Source organism: Phycicoccus sp. Soil803, from assembly GCF_001429685.1.
Classification (GTDB): domain Bacteria; phylum Actinomycetota; class Actinomycetes; order Actinomycetales; family Dermatophilaceae; genus Pedococcus.
This window is the reverse complement of sequence record NZ_LMST01000001.1, coordinates 2,757,020-2,775,314: the sequence shown is the minus strand read 5'-3', so window position 1 is coordinate 2,775,314 and position 18,295 is coordinate 2,757,020. Positions and strand designations below refer to the sequence as shown.

Sequence of the window (18,295 nt, the reverse complement as noted above, 5' to 3'; positions counted from 1 at the left end):
GACAACGCGCAGGATGGTCCGTCGAGGCTGGGCAGACTGGCGCGGTGAGCCTGGACCCCCTCGCCCCGGATGGCACCACGCCGACTTCGCCCCGGGTGCCCGGCTACGTGGTGGGGGAGCTGCTCGGCCGTGGTGCGGTCGGCGCGGTCTGGGCTGCCAGCCGGGTGAGCGATGGGCGGCAGGTCGCCGTCAAGGTCGTGCCGGTGGCCCACCCGGAGCAGACGCACGCCGTGGCGCGCGAGCTCGCCGTGCTGGGCCGGGTCGAGGTCGACGGCCTCGTGGGGTTCCACGAGGCCGTGGGGCTGGATGTGGAGCCCCCCGCGGTGGCGCTCGTCCTCGACCTCCTCGACGGTGGCTCCCTCGAGCGAGCCGTGCGAGCGCGCGGTCACCTGAGCGTGGGGGAGTCGGTCACGGTGCTGGTCCCGGTGGCGCGGGCGCTCGCCGGCCTGCACGCGCTCGGGGTGGTGCACGGCGACGTCACCCCGGCCAACGTGGTCCACGAGCTCTCGGGGCGCCCCTTCCTGACCGACCTCGGCGTCGCTCGACTGGCCGGTGAGGCGCCTGGAGGCGAGGGCGGATATCTGTGGGGCACAGCGGGTTTCGTCGCTCCGGAAGTGCTGGAGGGTGGTTCCGCAACGCCGGCCGCTGACGTGTATGCCGTGGGCGCACTGGCCTGGTGGTGCGTCACCGGCAGCGCTCCCGCGCCCGGGGCGCTGCGCCCTCCCCTGACCGAGGTCGCGCCGGGCTTGCCGACGGCCTGGTCCGAGGTGACCACGCAGGCGTTGCTGGGTGACCCGGCCCTGCGGCCGACAGCCGCGGAGCTGGCCCTGGCCTACTTCGACTCCGCGCCGTGCGAGCCGCTGCGACTCGTGGTCGGGAAGGACGAGACGTCGTTGCTCACTCAGCGGTTGCGGCGCCCGTCGGTGCCACCGGCCGACCCTGTGGCGCGCGGGCGACGGGAGCTGGCCGCCTCTCTGCTCCGCGGCCGGGCCGGGGCCCTCGCCACGCTCGCCGCTCTCGTGGCGGTCCTGGTCGTCGCGGGACTCGTGGCCGCCGGAGTCCTGCGCGCACCCGCGTGGCTCGGCCTCGACAGCCCGGACCCGGGCGGCACGCGAGCGGCGGCCACGACGAGTCCGGCCTCGGTTCCCGCGGCGACGACCCCGGCAGGCACTCCGGCGCGGACCACCTCGACCCGGACCACCCCGACCCGGACCACGCCGGTGACCTCGTCGGCCCTGCCGAGCCCGGTGGTCGATCGCACCGCGCCGGCCCATGACCCGCTCGCGCTGATGGTCGCGTTGGCGGCCCTGCGTGCCGAGGCGATGAACAGGCGGTCGACCACCGTCGTGGCCCAGCTCGACGCGCCCGGGTCGGGGGCGCTGGCGCAGGACACCGCGCTGCTCACCGATCTCGCCGCGTCCGGCACGTCCTGGCAGGGTGTGCGCTTCGAGGTGACCAACGCCCGCACGGTCACCCGGCACGGGGCCGCGGCGACGGTCGACGCGGTGGTGGGCACGGCGGCATACCGGGTCGTGGCGGCGACCGGGGAGGTGACGACGCGCGCGGCGGTGCCGGGCACGCCGTTGCGCTTCGCGCTGGTCTGGTCCGGCGGGCGCTGGCGGGTGGGGGAGGTGTCGGTGGCCGCGGGCTAGGACGGTTCGGGCCGGGACTGCTGCGCGAGCACCCAGCGCAGCGCCGACTCGACGGTCTGGTCCTGGTGGACGAACCCTGACTCGAGCAGCCGCGTCGGGAGGGCACGCTTGCTGGTCAGCACCTCGTCGGAGAACCCACCCAGCACCAGCTTGATCCCGAACGCCGGGGCCGGCAGGAGCGCTGGGCGGTGGATCTGCCGCCCCAGCTCGCGAGCGATGTCGACCTGGTGGTCGGGGTGCGGTCCCACCAGGTTGACCGGTCCCTCGAGCTCGGGATGGTCGACGAGGTGGGCGAGCCCGGCGACGGTGTCGCGCAACGAGATCCACGGCCACCACTGATGCCCGCTGCCGAGCGGGCCGTTGATCCCGACCTTGGCCAGCGGGAGCATGCGCGCCATCGCCCCACCGTCCGGTGCGAACACCAGGCCGGTGCGCGGGTGGGCCACGGACAGCCCGGCGTCGCGGGCCGGGTCGGCCGCGGCCTCCCAGGCCCGCACGACCTCGCTCAGGAACCCGGTGCCCGGAGCCGACGCCTCGGTGAGCACCTCGTCGCCGCGGTCGCCGTAGACGCCGACGGCGGCGGCGCTGACCAGCCGCACCGACTGGCCTCCGGCGGCGAGCGTCGCCAGGGTGGTCGCGACGGTGGTGGTGCCGTCCACGCGGGAGGCGAGGATCTCCTGCTGGTAGGAGGGCGTCCAGCGCTTGTCGCCGACGCCCGCCCCGGCCAGGTGGACCACTGCGGTGACCCCCGCGAGGTCAGCCGGGTCGAGCCGGCGAGCGGTGGGGTCCCACTGCACCTCGTCCGGGGCGGTGGGGGCCCGACGGACCAGCCGGACGACCTCGTCGCCGCGGTCGCGCAGGAACGCCGACAGCGCGCCGCCGATCAGTCCGGACGCACCGGTGATGGCAACGCGCTGTGGCACGAGCTGGTCCTGCTGGATTCGGCTCCTCAGAGACCGAGGTCGGAGTCGAAGTTGCCGTCCTCGAGCCGGTTCTTCATCGTCGTGAGGAAGCGGGCCGCATCGGCTCCGTCGACGACGCGGTGGTCGTACGACAGGGCCAGGTAGACCATCGAGCGGACCGCGATGGTCTCGCCACCGTCACCGTCGGAGACCACGACCGGGCGCTTGACGACCGCGCCGGTGCCGAGGATGGCGACGTTGGGCTGGTTGATGATCGGGGTGTCGAACAATGCCCCGCGGCTGCCGGTGTTGGTCAGCGTGAAGGTGCCGCCGCCGAGCTCGTCGGGCCCGATCTTGTTGGTGCGGGTGCGCTCGGCGAGGTCGGCGATCTTGCGGGCCAGCCCGGCGATGTTGAGGTCGCCGGCGTCCTTGATCACGGGGACGAGGAGGCCGCGTTCGGTGTCGACCGCGACGCCGAGGTTCTCGGTGCCGTGGTAGGTCACCTCGGTGCCCTCGACGCTGGAGTTGACCGACGGGTGGGCCTTGAGCGCCTCGACGGCAGCCAGCGCGAAGAACGGCAGGAAGCTGAGCTTGGTGCCCTCGCGCTGCTCGAACTCGGACTTGGCCTTGGCCCGCAGGCGGGCGATCTTGGTGACGTCGACCTCCACCACCGTGGTGAGCTGGGCGGACACCTGCAGCGACTCGACCATGCGCTTGGCGATGGTCTGGCGCAGCCGCGACATCTTCTCGGTCGTCCCACGCTTCGGTGAGACGGCGGAGGCGCTGCCGGCGGACGACGACGTGGCCGCTGCGGGAGCAGCGGCGGGCGCCGCGGCAGCGGGTGCGGCAGCCGGGGCGGCCGCAGCCTCCTGCGCTGCCTTGGCGGCGTCGAGGACGTCCTGCTTGCGGATCCGGCCACCCACCCCGGTGCCCTTGAGCGACCCGAGGTCGACCTTGTTGTCCGCGGCGAGCTTGCGCACGAGCGGCGTGACGTAGGCCGAGGCATCGGTCTCGTCCGAGGACGAGGCGGGAGCGGAGCTGGCGGCGGGTGCAGCCGGAGCGGCTGGTGCGGCCGGAGCGGCTGGAGCGGCCGGAGCGGCCGGAGCAGGTGCCGCCTGCGGTGCCGGCGCCTCCTGCGCGGGGGCCTGCTCGGCGGCGGGCTGCTCGGTGGGTGCCTCCTGGGCGGGTGCCTCCTGGGCGGGGGCCTCCTGGGCGGGGGCCTCCTGCTGGGCCGGGGCCTCCTGCGCGGGGGCCGAACCCCCACCGGAGCCGCCGATCACGGCCAGGTCGCCACCGACGGGGACGGTGTCGTCCTCCTGGACGAGGATCTTGGTCAGCGTGCCCGCGACCGGCGACGGGATCTCGGTGTCGACCTTGTCGGTCGAGACCTCGAGGAGCGGCTCGTCCACGTCGACGTGGTCACCCTCGGCCTTGAGCCACCGGGTGACGGTGCCCTCGGTGACGGACTCGCCCAGGGCCGGCATCGTCACGGTCTCGCCACCGGAGGCGCCGGAGTCGGCGCCCGAGTCGGCGGCCGCGGGAGCGGACTGGCCCTGGTCGTCGGAGGACTGGGCCTGCTCGGGCTCGGACGTCGCGGCCTGCGGCTCCTGGTCGGTCGAGGGTGCCTCCGGGGCAGGAGCCTCCCCCTGCTGCTCCGACTGCTGCTGCTGCTGGTCCTGCTCGCCCTGGCTGTCGTCCTGCTGCGCCGGCTCGTCCTGACCGCCCTCCTGCTGAGCGGGCTGGTCGTCGCTCCCGGAGCCCTCGGAGGCGTCGCCGATGACGGCGAGGTCGGCGCCCACCGGGACGGTGTCGTCCTCCTGGGCGAGGATCTCCTGCAGCACACCGGCCACGGGGGAGGGGATCTCGGTGTCGACCTTGTCGGTCGAGACCTCGAGGAGCGGCTCGTCAACCGCCACGGTGTCGCCGACGTTCTTCAGCCAGCGCGTCACGGTGCCTTCGGTGACGGACTCACCCAGGGCTGGCATGGTCACGCGTTCAGACATGTGCCTGTCTCTCCTTGTACTCGTGTTCGCTGGCGGTGCTGCGAGGGTGCGGGTGCTGCTGCGGTGCGGATGGTGCGGCAGTGCGGTAGTGCGGTGGTGCGGTGCGCTCGGGTCAGCCGTGCGCGTGGAGTGGCTTGCCGGCCAGGGCCAGGTGGGCCTCGCCGAGGGACTCGTTCTGGGTGGGGTGGGCGTGGATCAGGCTCGCCACGTCGGAGGGCAGGGCCTCCCAGTTGTAGATCAGCTGGGCCTCGCCGACCTGCTCGCCCATCCGGGCGCCGATCATGTGGACCCCGACCACGGGGCCGTCCTTCTCGCGGACCAGCTTGACGAAGCCCTGGGTCTGCAGGATCTGCGACTTGCCGTTGCCCCCGAGGTTGTACTCGTAGGTCTCGACCTCGCCGTACTTCTCACCGGCCTGCGCCTCGGTGAGGCCGACCGACGCGATCTCGGGGTCGCAGTAGGTGACCCGGGGGATGCCGGTCTCGTCGATCACGGCCGGGGCCAGGCCCGCGATCTCCTCGGCCACGAAGATGCCCTGCGCGAACCCGCGGTGCGCCAGCTGGAGGCCGGGCACGATGTCGCCCACGGCATACACCCCGTCGACGCCGGTGCGCAGTCGCTCGTCGGTGGTCACGAAGCCCCGGTCGAGGGTCACCCCGGCCTCGGCGTAGCCGAGGCCCTCGGTGACCGGACCACGACCGACGGCCACGAGCAGGAGGTCGGCCTCGATGGTGCTGCCGTCCTCGAGGGACACGGAGACGGTGTCACCGGACTGGGTCGCCCCGGCGAACTTCACGCCGGTCCTGAAGGCGATCTTGCGCTTGCGGAAGGACCGCTCGAGGGTCTTGGAGATGGCCTCGTCCTCGGCCGCGACCAGCCGCGGCAGGGCCTCGACGATGGTCACCTCCGAGCCGAACGACTTGAAGACCGAGGCGAACTCGACGCCGATGACGCCACCGCCGAGGACTACGACGCGCGGCGGGACGAAGTCGAGGGCCAGGGCCTGCTCGGACGTCATCACCCGCCCGCCGATCTCGAGGCCGGGGAGCGACTTGGGGTAGGAGCCGGTGGCCAGGACGACGTTGCGCCCGCGCACCAGTCGGCCGCCGACCTCGACGGTGGAGCGGTCGACCAGGCGTCCGGCGCCCTCGACCAGCTCGACCTTGTGGGCCTTCGCCAGACCCTGCAGTCCCTTGTAGAGGCGGGCGATCACGCCGTCCTTGTAGGCGTTGACGCCCGACATGTCGATCGACTCGAAGGTCGACTTCACCCCGAACTGCGCACCCTCGCGGGCGGTGTCGGCGACCTCGGCGGCGTGCAGCAGCGCCTTGGTCGGGATGCACCCGACGTGCAGGCAGGTGCCCCCGAGCTTGCCCTTCTCGACGAGGGCCACCGTGAGCCCGAGCTCGGCAGCACGGAACGCACATGCGTAGCCGCCACTTCCTCCTCCGAGGATCACCACGTCATACGTGGTCTCTTCGGTGGTCTCGGCGTCAGCCGACATGCTCGCTCCCTTGCGTCGTGTGCATCGGACTTGCGCGTCACCCAGGGGTCGCGGTCAGGTCGTGGCCGGTCCGGGATCGACACAGAGCATCTTGTCACTGTTTGCACAGCGAGGCGCAAGCAGGTCGGCCGTTGGTCCGCCCGGAGGAAGCCGGCGCGGGAGTCGCCGCCACCCCGGTGGCCGCGATGGTGCCGGACCACGGCGGCGGTCCCCGTATCGTTGGACCATGGCGTGGTGGAAGCGGGGCGGCAAGCGCTCCATCAAGGGACCCTCCGACGGGCCCAACATGGCGGTCGACCAGCAGGCGGTCCGCAAGCACCTCACGGAGTTCGCGCGGAGCCGTCGCGGCGTCGAGGCCTACGTCGAGCCGCCCACCAACGTCACCGCGACCACCGTCATCCTCATCGCCCACGACGGCGAGTGGACCCGTCGCGCGGCCGGCTCGCGCGACTCCGCGTTCGACCTCGCGCGCAGCCTGGAGGTGCCCGTCTACGACGTGCTCCAGACCGGTTACCCCAACCGGATGCGCGAGTGGAACTCGCGCCAGCGCAAGAAGCCCTGACCGTATGCCGCGTGCCGACCCACCGGGTTCTGCGGTGGTGCCCGGCGGTGCGGGGTGCGAGGGTGGGGACACAGACCTGCGGGCCGAACGGCTCGTCGACAGCGAGGAGCAGGAGGCACCATGGCCAAGTCCGGTGACGCGCGGAAGTCTCGAGAACAGAAGCCCGGAGGGCAGGGGCCCAGCGAGGACGTGAAGCGCAAGTTCCGCGAGGCCCTCGAGAAGAAGCAGGCGCATGCGGGACGGGACGTGTCGGACGACTCCGAGCACGGCAAGGTCGACCACGCCCAGGGCGCGGCCACGAACGCGACGCAGCAGATGTTCCGTCGCCAGAGCGGTGGCTGAGCCGCCCACCCAGCCGTCGAGATATATCTGCCAGAGGGGCCCGTCCGGATCGGACGGGCCCTTCTGGCGTTGCTGCTGAGCACTTCTGGCCGCTGGTGCCGCACGAAACCGCCATGACGCAGTCCCGGTGCGACACCGGTGGCCCGAAGTGGGCGGGGCGGGTGTCGCCGCGTCAGCCGGCGTAGTCCTCGACGAGGGACAACAGGGTGCCCACGCCGTAGCCGGTGCCGCCCTTCGGGGTGTACCCCCAGGCCGACCCGTCGTTGTACGACGGACCGGCGATGTCGACGTGGGCCCACGGGGTGCCCTCGGTGACGAACTCCTGCAGGAACAGGCCGGCGGTCAGCATCCCGCCCCAGCGCTCGCCCTTGTGGGCGAGGTCGGCGACACCGGAGTCGAGCTGGCTGCGCAGGTCGGTCGGCAGCGGCATCGGCCAGGAGGCCTCGCCGGCCACGTCTGCGGCGGCGCGCACGCGGTCGCGGAAGGCGTCGTCGTTGGCCATGATGCCGGCGACGCGAGCGCCCAGGGCGACCATCTGCGCGCCCGTGAGGGTGGCGATGTCGACGATCGCGTCGGGCTTGCCCTCGCCGGCGAGGCAGATGCCGTCACCGAGGACCATCCGGCCCTCGGCATCGGTGTCCAGGATCTCGACGGTCGTGCCGTTGCGCATCGTCACGACGTCGCTCGGGCGCTGGGCGGTGCCGCTCGGCATGTTCTCGGCGAGGCAGAGGTAGCCGGTGACCTTGACCGGAAGCCCGAGCTCGGCGGCGGCGAACACGGTCGCGGCGACGGCAGCAGCGCCGGCCATGTCGGACTTCATCGTGAGCATGCCGGTGGCCGGCTTGAGGTTGAGGCCGCCGGAGTCGAACGTGATGCCCTTGCCGACCAGGGCCACGGACCGCTTGGCCTTCGGCGGGTTCCACGTGAGGGTGACCATGCGCGGCGGGTTCACCGAACCCTGGCCGACACCGAGGATGCCGCCGAAGCCACCCTTCTCGAGGGCCACCTCGTCGAGCACCTTGATGGTGACCTTGGCGCTGGCCGCGCTGTTGCGCGCCTTGACCGAGTCGGCGAACGACTGGGGGAAGAGCTTGTTCGGCGGGGTGTTGACCAGGTCGCGGGCGTAGGCCTTCGCGTCGGCGAGGACCGCGGCGCGGGTGGCGGCGGCCTTGACCGGCTTCAGGCGGGCGTCGGAGGTGAGGACGGTGACGGCGGTGACGCCCTTGCCGGCCTTGGCGCTGGGACCCCGCACACCGGCATACCGGTAGGCGCCGAGGGCGGCACCCTCGGCCACGGCGGCGACGGACTCGGCACCGGTGGTCGGGAGGGCGAGCGCGACGCGGGCGGCGTTCTTGAGCGAGCGCACGGCGGCACCGGCGGCGCGACGCAATACCTCGTGGTCGAAGGAGGTGGTGCGGGACGTGCCCTTGCCGAGCCCGGTCAGGACCACGCGTGCCGCGGCCACACCGGGCACCCCGGCGATGGTCAGGACCTCCTCGGCGGAGCCGGTCGCCTGCAGTGCGGCGAGCTGGGCGGCGACGTGGGTCGCGGCTCCCCGCGGCAGACCGTGGCCGGCGGCCAGGGCGGCCTTGCCGGCGGTCTCGACCGTGGCGAGGACGAGGGCGTCCGCCTTGAGGTCGTGGGCGGGGCGGTCGGACACGTTGACGGTGGTCACGTAGTCATCCTTCGGGCTGGGGGCGGTGGCACCTGCAAGCGCAGGATAGCCGTGCTGGTGGAGCCGACGGCCGGGGGCGGTAGCGTTCGACGCATGAGCGACGCAGCCCTCAAGACCTCGCCCCTGCACGACCGGCACGTGGCCCTTGGCGCCAAGATGGCCGACTTCGGCGGGTGGGAGATGCCGATCGAGTACCCCGGTGGCGGTGTCGTCCGTGAGCACACGGCAGTGCGTTCGTCCGTCGGCATCTTCGACGTCTCCCACCTCGGCAAGGCGCGGGTCTCGGGGCCCGGCGCGCGCGACTTCGTGAACTCCTGCCTGGCCAACGACCTCGGCCGGATCCACGAGGGCAAGGCGCAGTACACCTTGTGCTGCACCGAGTCCGGCGGCGTCGTCGACGACCTGATCGCCTACCTGCGCAGTGACGAGGACGTCTTCCTCATCCCCAACGCGGCCAACACCGCCCAGGTCGTCGAGCTGCTCGCCGCTGCCGCACCCCAGGGCCTGACGGTAGAGAACCTGCACGAGCGCTACGGCGTCATCGCCGTCCAGGGCACCAAGAGCGACGAGGTGCTCGACGCGCTGGGCCTGCCGACCGGGCACGAGTACATGTCCTTCGTCGAGACCGACTGGAACGGCCACCCCGTCATCGTCTGTCGCACCGGCTACACCGGGGAGCGCGGCTACGAGCTGGTGCCGGCCTGGGAGGTGTCGGCCCAGCTGTGGGACGCCCTCCTCGAGGCCGCCGCGCCGTTCGGCGGGCTGCCCTGTGGTCTCGGCGCGCGCGACACCCTGCGCACCGAGATGGGCTACGCGCTGCACGGCAACGAGCTCTCCGTCGACATCACCCCGGTGCAGGCGCGGGTCGGCTGGGCGGTCGGCTGGAAGAAGGAGTCGTTCTGGGGCAAGGACGCGCTGGTCGCCGAGAAGGCCGCCGGTCCTTCGCGGGTCGCCTGGGGCCTGCTGGCCACGGGTCGAGGGATCCCCCGCGCGCACTGTGCCGTGAAGGTCGGCGACGAGGTCGTGGGTGAGGTCACCTCCGGCACGTTCAGCCCCACCCTCAAGAACGGCATCGCCCTCGCGCTGCTGGCACCGTCGGTCGCCGCCGGCGACGAGGTCGTCATCGACGTGCGTGGGCGCGAGGTCGCCGCGACCGTCGTGAAGCCGCCGTTCGTCGAGGTCGACGTCCGCGAGGCCTGAGCGCCGCGAGCGCCACCCGCCGGGGACTCGAGACAGCAGGAGGAGTGGGTATGCCGGGTGCGGACTTCCGCGGCCACACCTACCTCGCACGGGTGGAGTGGAGCGGCTCGACCGGCGCGGGCTACCGCGCGTACCCGCGGGCCCACACGGCGTGGACGCCACCGGCGACCGAAGGTTTCGACCTGAGTGCCGACCCGCACTTCCGCGGTGACGCCGACCTGCCCAACCCCGAGCAGCTGCTGGTGCTGGCGGCGTCCTCGTGCCAGCTGTTGTCCTTCCTCGCGGTGGCCGCCCGAGGGGGTGTGGACGTGGTCTCCTACGAGGACGACGCAACCGGTGAGATGCCCGACGACCTGGTGCCGCAACGGATCACCCGCATCGTGCTCCGGCCGCGGGTCCGGGTGGCGCCGCACGGACCCGCGGGCCCCCACGCGGGACCGGTCGACACCGCGACCGTCGAGCGGATGCTGCACGAGGCCCACGAGCAGTGCTACATCGCCAACTCACTGACCACCGAGGTCGTCGTCGAGCCGCGCATCGAGGTCGCTCCCGGCTGACGACCGGCTGTCGGTGCCTGCCCCTACGTTCGGAGCATGAAGTACGGCTTCGTGGTCCCGTTCGCCGATTCGCGCGAGTTCGCGGAGGTGGCAGTTCTCGGGGAGCAGCACGGCTGGGACGCCATCTTCACCTGGGAGAGCCTCTACGGCGAGCACGCCTGGGTGACCCTGGCCGCAGCGGCGGTGCAGACCTCCCGCATCCGGCTCGGCACCCTCCTGACCCCGGCCTCACGGCACCGGCCCTGGGACCTCGCCTCGATGGCCGGCTCCGTGGACCGGCTCAGCGGCGGACGCGTCGTGATGTCGGTCGGGCTCGGCGCGCTGCACTCGGGCTGGACCCGGTTCGAGCCCGACGAGGGCCGCGCCGTGCGGGCCCGCAAGCTCGACGAGTCGCTGACCGTCTACCGCGGGTTGCTCTCGGGTGCGCCGTTCACGTTCGACGGCACCTACTACCCGGTGGGGCCGGAGGGGGCCGACGCCCCACCGACGCCGCCGCCCTCGCCCCAGCGCCCGCACCCACCGGTGTGGGTGGTCGGGGCCTACCTCCCGGGCCGGGAGCGGCAGCCCTCGCTGGAGCGCGCAGCCCGGTGGCAGGGCGTCCTGCCGACGGTCGCGGTGCCCGACGCGAAGCCGGGCAGCCCGCACCTCACCCTCGGCTCGGTCGGCGAGGCGCTGGGCGTCCTGCGCGGCCTGCGCGAGGAGTCGGGTCTGTCCTGGGACGGCTACGACGTCGTCATCGAGGGCGACAGCACCGGTGAGTTCGTGAAGTCGGCGGGCACCCCGGCGCAGTGGGCGGGCATCGGCGCGACCTGGTGGGTCGAGAGCTGGTGGAGCGTGGAGCCGGGCGCCGACGGGCTGGCCGAGATCCGGCGCCGGGTCCAGGCCGGCCCACCGGTCTAGGGGCCGTCACCGGGAGGCGTGCGCCTCAACCGCGGCCAGGACGTCGGTGACGCGCAGGAAGGGCAACGGGTGCATCACCTTGGCCACCTGCGGTGCGAACGCGGGGGAGTCGGCCAGCACCTGCCGCGCAGGTCCGTCCGCGATGACCTCACCCTCGGCGAGGAGCACGACCCGGGTGGCGACCTCGGCCGCGAGCTCCACGTCGTGGGTGGCGACCACCACGGCGCAGCCCGCGGCGGCCCGCTCGGCGAGGATCGTGGTGAGGCGGTCCTTGGCGGCGTAGTCGAGACCACGGGTGGGCTCGTCGAGCAGGAGCAGCGCGGTGCCGCGGGCGAGGACCAGGCTCAGGGCGACGGACATCCGCTGCCCCTCCGACAGGTCAGCCGTGCGGTGCCCGCGGAGGCCGTCGAGGCCGGGCGCGAGCCGGTCGAGCACGGCGCGGGTCGTCCCTGACGCCAGGCCCTGGGCGGTGTCGTGCGCCGCCAGCTGCTTCGACACGGTCGCGTCGGCCAGGAGGTCCTCTGGGTCCTGGGGTGCCAGGGCAGCGGGCTCGGTCGCGACCATCCGACCGGACGTCGGCGACAGCGAACGGTCGAGGGTGGCGAGAAGGGTGGACTTGCCGGAGCCGTTGCGACCCATCAGCGCGACGACCTCGCCGGGCTCGACGCGCAGGTCGACCGTGCGCAGCGCGATGACGGTGTCGCGTACGACGCTGAGCCGCCGCGCGTCGACGAGTGGGGCGGGGGTGGCTGCGGTGGTGGTGCGAGCCGAGGGGGTTGAGGACGCGGTCGTCGCCGCGCCGGTCGTCGCAGCGCCGGTCGCCGCGCGGAGGGCCGAGCCGGCCACCGCGCGGGTCGCCGCGCCGGTGTGGGGGGCCGGTGCCGCAGCGGAGAGGTCGAGCGTGGACCTGAGGGTGCGGGCCGACCGCCGGGCCTCGCGCACGGACAGGGCGAGCCGGTGCCAGCCCAGCCGGAGCCCGAGCTCGACCACGGGCGGGCGGAGGGGCGAGTCCGCCATGGCCGCAGCCGGGTCGAGCGGTCCGCGCACCCGCCCGGACTCCACCAGCAGCACGGCATCGGCGTGGTGCACGACGCGCTCGAGCCGGTGCTCGGCCACCACCACGGTGGTGCCGACGTCGTGCACCAGGCGGTGCAGGATCGCCAGCACGTCCTCCGCGGCGACCGGGTCCAGGGCCGAGGTGGGCTCGTCGAGCACCAGCACCCGAGGTCCCGCGACGAGGGCCACTGCGATCGCCACCCGCTGCTGCTGGCCCCCGGACAGGTCGGCGACCGGTCGCGACCTCAGGTCGGCGATGCCGAGCAGGTCCAGGGTCTCCTCCACCTGGCGCTGACCGGCGTGGGCATCGGCGTCCCGAGCGCGCACTCCCGCGGCGATGACGGACTCCACCGTCCCGGCGCCGAGGGCGCCGGCGGGGTCCTGGGGCACCAGGCCGACGAGCGGCCGAGGACCGTCCGGGTCGGCGGCGTGCAGGTCGACCCCGTCGACCAGCACCCGGCCGGCGAGGCGGGCGGACGCCTGGTCGGGGTCGCGGGCCAGGCCGGCGTCGAGGCACCGCAGGAGTGAGGACTTGCCCGACCCGGTCGGGCCGACCACGAGCAGCAGCTCACCCTCGGGGACCCCGAAGGTGACGTCGCGCAGGACCGGCTGCGCGGCATACGCGAGGGTCACGCCCTCGAACTCGATCACGGTGCGAACCCTAGAGTGGGGGGATGAGCGATGCGTGGACGTGGACCTACCTCGACGCCGATGGTGCGGAGCTGAGCGGCGAAGGGCTGGTGACGACGGCGTTCCCGTCGCAGTCCGACGCCGAGAACTGGTTCGGCGAGTCGTGGCACGACCTGACCGAGCTCGGGGTGGACGCCGTCACGCTGTTCCACGAGGGTCGCCAGGTCTACGGACCGATGAGCCTGCGGGCCGCGGAGTAGCAGACCCACCAGCCGGCCGTCAGGAGGGGAAGTCGCCGCGCTTGACGAGCGGCCGCGGCATCCGCGAGCGACGCAGCTGGAAGCCGCGCATCGCCGCGTACATGGCGAGCCCGCGACCGACCTTGTCCTCGCCGAACTTGGCGACGAGCTTGGCCTTGAGCCGCCGCCACATCAGGAAGCCGTCGACCGCGGCGGCCAGCAGGAGGCCGTAGACGCCGATCGACACGGCCGCGAACACGGCCGGGACGCGGATGAACGACAGGGCCAGCACGACGATCATCACCGGCAGCATGAACTCGCCGAGGTTCCACCGGGCATCCACGTAGTCGCGGATGTAGCGCCGCACCGGTCCCTTGTCGCGAGCCGGCAGGTGGGCGTCGTCGCCGGTCACCATGGCCGCGCGCTGCTTCAGCTGGGCCTCACGACGCTTGTCGCGGTCGACGCCGCGAGCCGCCTTGCGGTCGGTCACGACCAGGGGACGCCGGTTCGCGGCCTCCCGGTCCTTGCGCTTGGGCGTGGGCCGGTTCTTGGCGCCCTCACGGGGGGCAGTCGCGACCGTCTCGGCCTGCTGCTCGTTCAGGGTCTTGTTGCGTCCAAACACAGGCTCACTGTATGCCGTCGGAGCAGGTTCCCTTGAATCCGTGCCAGCGGGGGGTCAGGGCACCCAGCGCAAGGTCGCACCGTCGGCCACGTGAATCCACTCGCCACCCACGCCTCAGCTTTATCGGGTCTGGCAGGAACCTTGAGCTTCGCTCGACTTCGGTACCCGTGCGAGGGTCAACCTTCTTGCTAAACCCGATAAAGCTGCACGGGGGAGGGCGGGTCGGAGCCACCCGTTAGGCTCCCGACCGTGACTGACGACGTGCTGACCGACGACCAGATCTCCGCCCTCAGGGACACCGTTGCCGGCCTCATGCCGGGCCTGCGCACGGACCTCGAGGAGCTCACCCGCATCCCGAGCGTGAGCCTCGATGCGTTCGACCAGGCCCACGTGGAGTCCAGCGCCGAGGCGACCGCCGCGCTCCTGCGGGCCGAGGGGCTCGACGTCGAGATCGTCCGCGAGGGGGGCCGCCCGGCCGTCATCGGGCACGTCGACGGACCCGAGGGTGCGCCGACCGTGCTGCTCTACGCCCACCACGACGTGCAGCCGCCCGGCGACGACCAGGACTGGGACAGCCCGCCCTTCGAGCCGACCGAGCGCGACGGCCGGCTCTACGGCCGGGGCGCCGCCGACGACAAGGCCGGGATCATGGCCCACCTCGCCGCGCTGCGGGCCCACGCCGGGGCCCTGCCGGTCGGCGTCACCGTCTTCGTCGAGGGCGAGGAGGAGATCGGCTCCGACTCGCTGCCGACCCTGCTGGAGAAGCACGGCGAGAAGCTGCGCGCCGATGCCATCGTGCTGGCCGACTCGACCAACTGGGCCATCGGCGAGCCCGCGCTCACGACCACCCTGCGTGGCCTGATCCGCGTCGTCGTGACCGTGACGACCCTCGACCACGGGGTGCACTCGGGCATGTTCGGCGGCGCCGTCCCCGATGCCCTGACCCCTCTGGTGCGGATCCTCGCCAGCCTCCACGACGACGCCGGCGACGTCGCCATCGCCGGGCTGAAGTCGGGCACGGCGAGCGACCTCGACTTCGACGAGGCCCGCCTGCGTGAGGAGTCGGGGCTGCTCGACGGTGTCGAGGTCATCGGCACCGGCAGCCTGCTCGACCGGATCTGGGCGAAGCCGACCGCCACCGTCATCGGCATCGACGCGCCGTCCGTCGCGAAGTCGTCGAACACCCTGGTGCCGAGTGCCAGCGCGAAGGTCTCCATCCGCCTCGCGCCCGACGAGGTCCCCCTCGAGGCGTATGCCGCGGTGCAGCGCCACATCGAGGCGAACACCCCGTGGGGCGCCCGGGTCGAGGTGCACCTCGACGACCAGGGCGCGGGGTTCGACGCACACGCCGACGGCCCGGTCTACGACCAGGCGCGGGCCGCCTTCACCGACGCCTGGGGCGTCGTGCCCGTCGACATCGGCGTCGGCGGGTCCATCCCGTTCGTCGCCTCGTTCGCAGCGAAGTTCCCCGAGGCGGCGATCCTCGTGACCGGCGTCGAGGACCCCGACACGCGGGCCCACGGCGCCAACGAGTCGCTGCACCTCGGGGAGTTCGAGAAGGTCTGTGTGGCCGAGGCCGTCCTCCTGGCCCGGCTGGGGGCCATGCCCCGGTGACCGAGTTCCCCGTCCTGCCCCGGGACTTCACCTTCGGGGTCGCCTCCGCGGCCTACCAGGTCGAGGGCGCCGTCAACGAGGATGGCCGCGGTCGCTCGGTCTGGGACACCTTCTGCGACAAGCCCGGAGCGATCGCGGGTGGGGAGAGCGGAGCCGTCGCCTGCGACCACTACCACCACTACCGCGAGGACGTGGAGCTGCTCAAGGTCCTCGGCGTCGACAGCTACCGGTTCTCGATCTCGTGGCCGCGCATCCTGCCCACTGGTGCCGGTGCGGTGAACGCCGCCGGGCTGGACTTCTACGACCGCCTGGTCGACGAGCTGCTCGACGCCGGCATCGAGCCGACGGCCACGCTCTTCCACTGGGACACCCCGCAGTCCCTCGAGGACCGCGGGGGATGGACCGGTCGCGAGATCACCGAGCACTTCGCGGCATACGCAGGGATCGTCGGTGAGCGGCTCGGTGACCGGGTGGCGCGGTGGATGCCGCTCAACGAGCCCAACGTCGTCACCATGCTGGGCTACGCGATCGGCAACCACGCGCCGGGCCGCTCGCTCGGGTTCGAGGCGCTGCCGGTCGTGCACCACCTGCTCCTCGGGCACGGGCTCGCGACGCAGGCGCTGCGCGCGGCCGGCTGCCGCGAGATCGGCATCGCGAGCAACCACGCCCCGGTGTGGCCGGCCTCGCCGGAGCCGCAGGACGTGGAGGCGGCCCAGTTCTACGACAACCTCTGGAACTGGATGTTCGCCGACCCGGTGCTGCTCGGCCGCTACCCCGTCGAGGGCACCGAGCAGGGCTTCCCGACCTACCGCGACGGCGACCTCCCCACCATCGCCCAGCCCCTCGACTGGTTCGGGATCAACTACTACAACCCCGCGCGCATCGGTGCGCCAGGGCTGGCGCCCGACGGCTCCCAGCTCGACGGCGCCGAGCTGCCGCCGGGGCTGCCGTTCGAGGCCCGTCGCATCGAGGGCTACGAGCGCACCGACTTCGACTGGCCGATCGTCCCGGACGGCCTGGCCCAGATCGTGCGTACCTTCCGCGACCGGTATGCCGCGCAGCTGCCGCCGCTGTACGTGACCGAGAGCGGCTGCTCGTTCCACGACGACGACCCCGTCGACGGTCGGGTGCGCGACCCGCGACGGATCGCCTACCACGACGCCCACCTGCGGGCACTGGCCGACGAGATCCGCGACGGCGCCGACGTGCGCGGCTACTTCGCCTGGTCGGCGACCGACAACTTCGAGTGGGCGGCGGGCTACGCCGAGCGGTTCGGGCTGGTCCACGTCGACTACCGGACCCAGGTCCGCACCCCCAAGGACTCCTACCACTGGTACCGCGACCTCATCGCGCACACCCGAGCGAACGGAACGCAGTCATGAGCCCCAGCACCACCACCCGCACCCACGACGTCGTCGTCTTCGGGGCCACCGGCTTCGTCGGGCGCCTGGTCGCCGCCTACCTCGCGGAGCACGCACCCGCGGGCACCCGCATCGCCCTGGCCGGGCGCTCCGAGCGCCGGCTCGAGGAGGTGCGGTCGGGGCTGCCGGCCGCGGCCCGCGACTGGCCACTGGTCGTGGCTGACGCCGCTGACCCCGCCTCGCTGCGCGCCATGGCGGAGTCGACGACCGCGGTCGCGTCGACCGTCGGCCCCTACCTGCGCTACGGCCTGCCGCTGGTCGAGGCGTGCGCCGACGCAGGCACCCACTACGCCGACCTCACCGGTGAGGTGCTGTTCGTCCGCCGCGCGATCGACGCCGTCGACGCCCGCGCGCAGGAGACCGGCGCGCGCATCGTCACGGCCTGTGGCTACGACTCGATCCCGTCCGACCTCGGGGTGCACCTGCTGCACCAGCGTGCGGTCGCCGATGGCGCTGGCGCCCTGCTCGACACGACCCTGCACGCCAAGTCGAAGGGCGGCCTGAGCGGCGGCACGATCGACTCCTCCCGGGCCCAGCTCGAGGCGGTGGCGGCCGACAGGTCGCTGCGCAAGGTCATCTTCGACGCCTACGCCCTCAGCCCCGACCGGGCCGCCGAGCCCGACCTGGGCAAGGAGCGCGACGCGAGCGCGGTCTTCGTGGACGCAGAGACGGGCGACTGGGTCGGGCCGTTCATCATGGCCGGCTTCAACACCCGGATCGTGCGTCGTAGCAACGCCCTTCGCGACCACGCCTACGGCCGTCGGTTCCGCTACCGCGAGGTGAGCGCGTACGGCAAGGGGTTGCGTGGCCGCCGCCGGGCCACCGTCTTCACGGGGCTGCTGGGCCTGGCCTACGCCGGTCTGGCCCACCCCCGCACCCGGCCGATCGTCGACCGCCTCGCCCCTTCGCCCGGCGAGGGACCGAGCGAGCAGGCCCGGTCGTCGGGGTGGTTCGCGATGAAGATCCGGACCACCACGGAGACCGGCCGCCGCTACCTCGCCACCGTGGCCGCCCAGGGCGACCCCGGGTATGCCGCCACAGCCGTCATGCTCGGTGAGTCCGCGCTGTGCCTGGCCCTCGACGGTCCGTCGCTGCCAGCCGCCGCGGGCGTGCTCACCCCGTCGACCGCCATGGGTGACGCGCTGGTCGACCGGCTCCGCGCGCGGGACTTCACGATGACCGTGGACGAGCTGCCCGACCGCCCCTGAACTCGGTCGGGTCAGCCCGCCCACGGCGGGTGCGGCTGCCTACAGCGAGACCCGCCACACCTCTCCGCCGCTCGGACAGACCGAGCACGTCGGGATGCAGGCATCGCGACCGCGGATCGCCACACCATACGGTGCGATGGCGTCGCAGACGACGACCCCGGGGGAGTCGCTGCGTGACATCGTGAGCATGGCCGATCCTCCTGCGTGG

17 protein-coding genes are annotated in these 18,295 nt (G+C 73.0%); 10 read left to right on the top strand and 7 right to left on the bottom strand.

Going from position 1 to position 18,295, the window contains the following annotated elements; genetic code table 11:
- Window positions 1-44 precede the first annotated feature (44 nt).
- Window positions 45-1,652 (top strand): serine/threonine-protein kinase, encoded by a 1,608-nt coding sequence (locus tag ASG95_RS12745; protein WP_057377709.1) that lies wholly within the window; start codon window positions 45-47, stop codon window positions 1,650-1,652.
- On the opposite strand, the gene ASG95_RS12740 is transcribed toward ASG95_RS12745, so the two are convergent.
- The 3 genes from ASG95_RS12740 to lpdA all read right to left on the bottom strand — a co-directional run bounded on the left by ASG95_RS12740 (window position 1,649) and on the right by lpdA (window position 6,061).
- Complete coding sequence (locus ASG95_RS12740) at window positions 1,649-2,575, bottom strand: TIGR01777 family oxidoreductase (RefSeq protein WP_056920716.1); 927 nt, start codon at window positions 2,573-2,575, stop codon at window positions 1,649-1,651. The two genes, ASG95_RS12745 and ASG95_RS12740, sit on opposite strands and share 4 nt — an antisense overlap.
- Before the next feature lie 26 nt (window positions 2,576-2,601).
- Window positions 2,602-4,557: a 2-oxoglutarate dehydrogenase, E2 component, dihydrolipoamide succinyltransferase gene (sucB, locus tag ASG95_RS12735; protein ID WP_057377708.1), complete on the bottom strand. Its 1,956-nt coding sequence runs from the start codon at window positions 4,555-4,557 to the stop codon at window positions 2,602-2,604.
- Window positions 4,558-4,669: 112 nt separating this feature from the next.
- Window positions 4,670-6,061 (bottom strand): dihydrolipoyl dehydrogenase, encoded by a 1,392-nt coding sequence (gene lpdA / locus ASG95_RS12730; RefSeq protein ID WP_056920718.1) that lies wholly within the window; start codon window positions 6,059-6,061, stop codon window positions 4,670-4,672.
- Between the two features lie 226 nt (window positions 6,062-6,287).
- Between lpdA and ASG95_RS12725 the strand changes: the two genes are divergently transcribed.
- A complete protein-coding gene (locus ASG95_RS12725; RefSeq protein ID WP_056920719.1) occupies window positions 6,288-6,623 on the top strand; it encodes a hypothetical protein in 336 nt (111 codons plus the stop codon).
- A 120-nt stretch (window positions 6,624-6,743) separates the two neighbouring features.
- Window positions 6,744-6,965 (top strand): DUF5302 domain-containing protein, encoded by a 222-nt coding sequence (locus ASG95_RS12720; RefSeq protein WP_057377707.1) that lies wholly within the window; start codon window positions 6,744-6,746, stop codon window positions 6,963-6,965.
- A gap of 172 nt (window positions 6,966-7,137) precedes the next feature.
- On the opposite strand, the gene ASG95_RS12715 is transcribed toward ASG95_RS12720, so the two are convergent.
- A complete protein-coding gene (locus ASG95_RS12715; protein ID WP_057377706.1) occupies window positions 7,138-8,640 on the bottom strand; it encodes a leucyl aminopeptidase in 1,503 nt (500 codons plus the stop codon).
- 93 nt (window positions 8,641-8,733) lie between these two features.
- Between ASG95_RS12715 and gcvT the strand changes: the two genes are divergently transcribed.
- From gcvT to ASG95_RS12700, 3 genes are read left to right on the top strand one after another with little or no spacing between them, the layout of a single operon-like run.
- Window positions 8,734-9,840, top strand: coding sequence for a glycine cleavage system aminomethyltransferase GcvT (gene gcvT / locus ASG95_RS12710; protein WP_057377705.1), 1,107 nt, complete (start codon window positions 8,734-8,736; stop codon window positions 9,838-9,840).
- 50 nt (window positions 9,841-9,890) lie between these two features.
- Entirely contained in the window at window positions 9,891-10,397 is a 507-nt protein-coding gene (locus ASG95_RS12705; protein ID WP_057377704.1) for an OsmC family protein, read from the top strand.
- Window positions 10,398-10,433: 36 nt separating this feature from the next.
- On the top strand, window positions 10,434-11,297 hold the full coding sequence (locus ASG95_RS12700) for an LLM class flavin-dependent oxidoreductase (protein ID WP_057377703.1): 864 nt from the start codon (window positions 10,434-10,436) through the stop codon (window positions 11,295-11,297).
- 6 nt (window positions 11,298-11,303) lie between these two features.
- Here the strand turns inward: ASG95_RS12700 and ASG95_RS12695 are convergent, their stop codons facing one another.
- Window positions 11,304-13,004 (bottom strand): ATP-binding cassette domain-containing protein, encoded by a 1,701-nt coding sequence (locus ASG95_RS12695; RefSeq protein ID WP_057377702.1) that lies wholly within the window; start codon window positions 13,002-13,004, stop codon window positions 11,304-11,306.
- 23 nt (window positions 13,005-13,027) lie between these two features.
- Between ASG95_RS12695 and ASG95_RS12690 the strand changes: the two genes are divergently transcribed.
- Window positions 13,028-13,243, top strand: a complete 216-nt coding sequence (locus tag ASG95_RS12690) for a hypothetical protein (protein WP_056920726.1) — start codon at window positions 13,028-13,030, stop codon at window positions 13,241-13,243.
- Window positions 13,244-13,262: 19 nt separating this feature from the next.
- Here ASG95_RS12690 and ASG95_RS12685 read toward each other — a convergent pair whose 3' ends face one another.
- Window positions 13,263-13,844, bottom strand: coding sequence for a DUF3043 domain-containing protein (locus tag ASG95_RS12685; RefSeq protein WP_057377701.1), 582 nt, complete (start codon window positions 13,842-13,844; stop codon window positions 13,263-13,265).
- A gap of 249 nt (window positions 13,845-14,093) precedes the next feature.
- On the opposite strand from ASG95_RS12685, the gene ASG95_RS12680 reads away from it, so the two are divergent.
- From ASG95_RS12680 to ASG95_RS12670, 3 genes are read left to right on the top strand one after another with little or no spacing between them, the layout of a single operon-like run.
- Window positions 14,094-15,458 (top strand): dipeptidase, encoded by a 1,365-nt coding sequence (locus ASG95_RS12680; protein WP_057377700.1) that lies wholly within the window; start codon window positions 14,094-14,096, stop codon window positions 15,456-15,458.
- Window positions 15,455-16,840, top strand: a complete 1,386-nt coding sequence (locus ASG95_RS12675) for a GH1 family beta-glucosidase (protein WP_057377699.1) — start codon at window positions 15,455-15,457, stop codon at window positions 16,838-16,840. Before ASG95_RS12680 ends, ASG95_RS12675 begins: the two co-directional genes overlap by 4 nt.
- Entirely contained in the window at window positions 16,837-18,087 is a 1,251-nt protein-coding gene (locus ASG95_RS12670) for a trans-acting enoyl reductase family protein (protein WP_056920730.1), read from the top strand. The genes ASG95_RS12675 and ASG95_RS12670 overlap by 4 nt, the downstream gene beginning before the upstream one ends.
- A 39-nt stretch (window positions 18,088-18,126) precedes the next feature.
- Here the strand turns inward: ASG95_RS12670 and ASG95_RS21360 are convergent, their stop codons facing one another.
- Window positions 18,127-18,276 carry a hypothetical protein gene (locus ASG95_RS21360; RefSeq protein ID WP_157582025.1) on the bottom strand — a complete coding sequence of 50 codons (150 nt, stop codon included), beginning with the start codon at window positions 18,274-18,276 and terminating at the stop codon, window positions 18,127-18,129.
- Between the last annotated feature and the right edge of the window lie 19 nt (window positions 18,277-18,295).

Coding starts and splice junctions, on each gene's coding strand:
- ASG95_RS12705 (WP_057377704.1), top strand. CDS start 9,891: ATGCCGGGTGCGGACTTCCGCGGCCACACCTACCTCGCACGGGTGGAG.
- lpdA (WP_056920718.1), bottom strand. CDS start 6,061: ATGTCGGCTGACGCCGAGACCACCGAAGAGACCACGTATGACGTGGTG.
- ASG95_RS12720 (WP_057377707.1), top strand. CDS start 6,744: ATGGCCAAGTCCGGTGACGCGCGGAAGTCTCGAGAACAGAAGCCCGGA.
- ASG95_RS12700 (WP_057377703.1), top strand. CDS start 10,434: ATGAAGTACGGCTTCGTGGTCCCGTTCGCCGATTCGCGCGAGTTCGCG.
- gcvT (WP_057377705.1), top strand. CDS start 8,734: ATGAGCGACGCAGCCCTCAAGACCTCGCCCCTGCACGACCGGCACGTG.
- sucB (WP_057377708.1), bottom strand. CDS start 4,557: ATGTCTGAACGCGTGACCATGCCAGCCCTGGGTGAGTCCGTCACCGAA.
- ASG95_RS12670 (WP_056920730.1), top strand. CDS start 16,837: ATGAGCCCCAGCACCACCACCCGCACCCACGACGTCGTCGTCTTCGGG.
- ASG95_RS12725 (WP_056920719.1), top strand. CDS start 6,288: ATGGCGTGGTGGAAGCGGGGCGGCAAGCGCTCCATCAAGGGACCCTCC.
- ASG95_RS12690 (WP_056920726.1), top strand. CDS start 13,028: ATGAGCGATGCGTGGACGTGGACCTACCTCGACGCCGATGGTGCGGAG.
- ASG95_RS21360 (WP_157582025.1), bottom strand. CDS start 18,276: ATGCTCACGATGTCACGCAGCGACTCCCCCGGGGTCGTCGTCTGCGAC.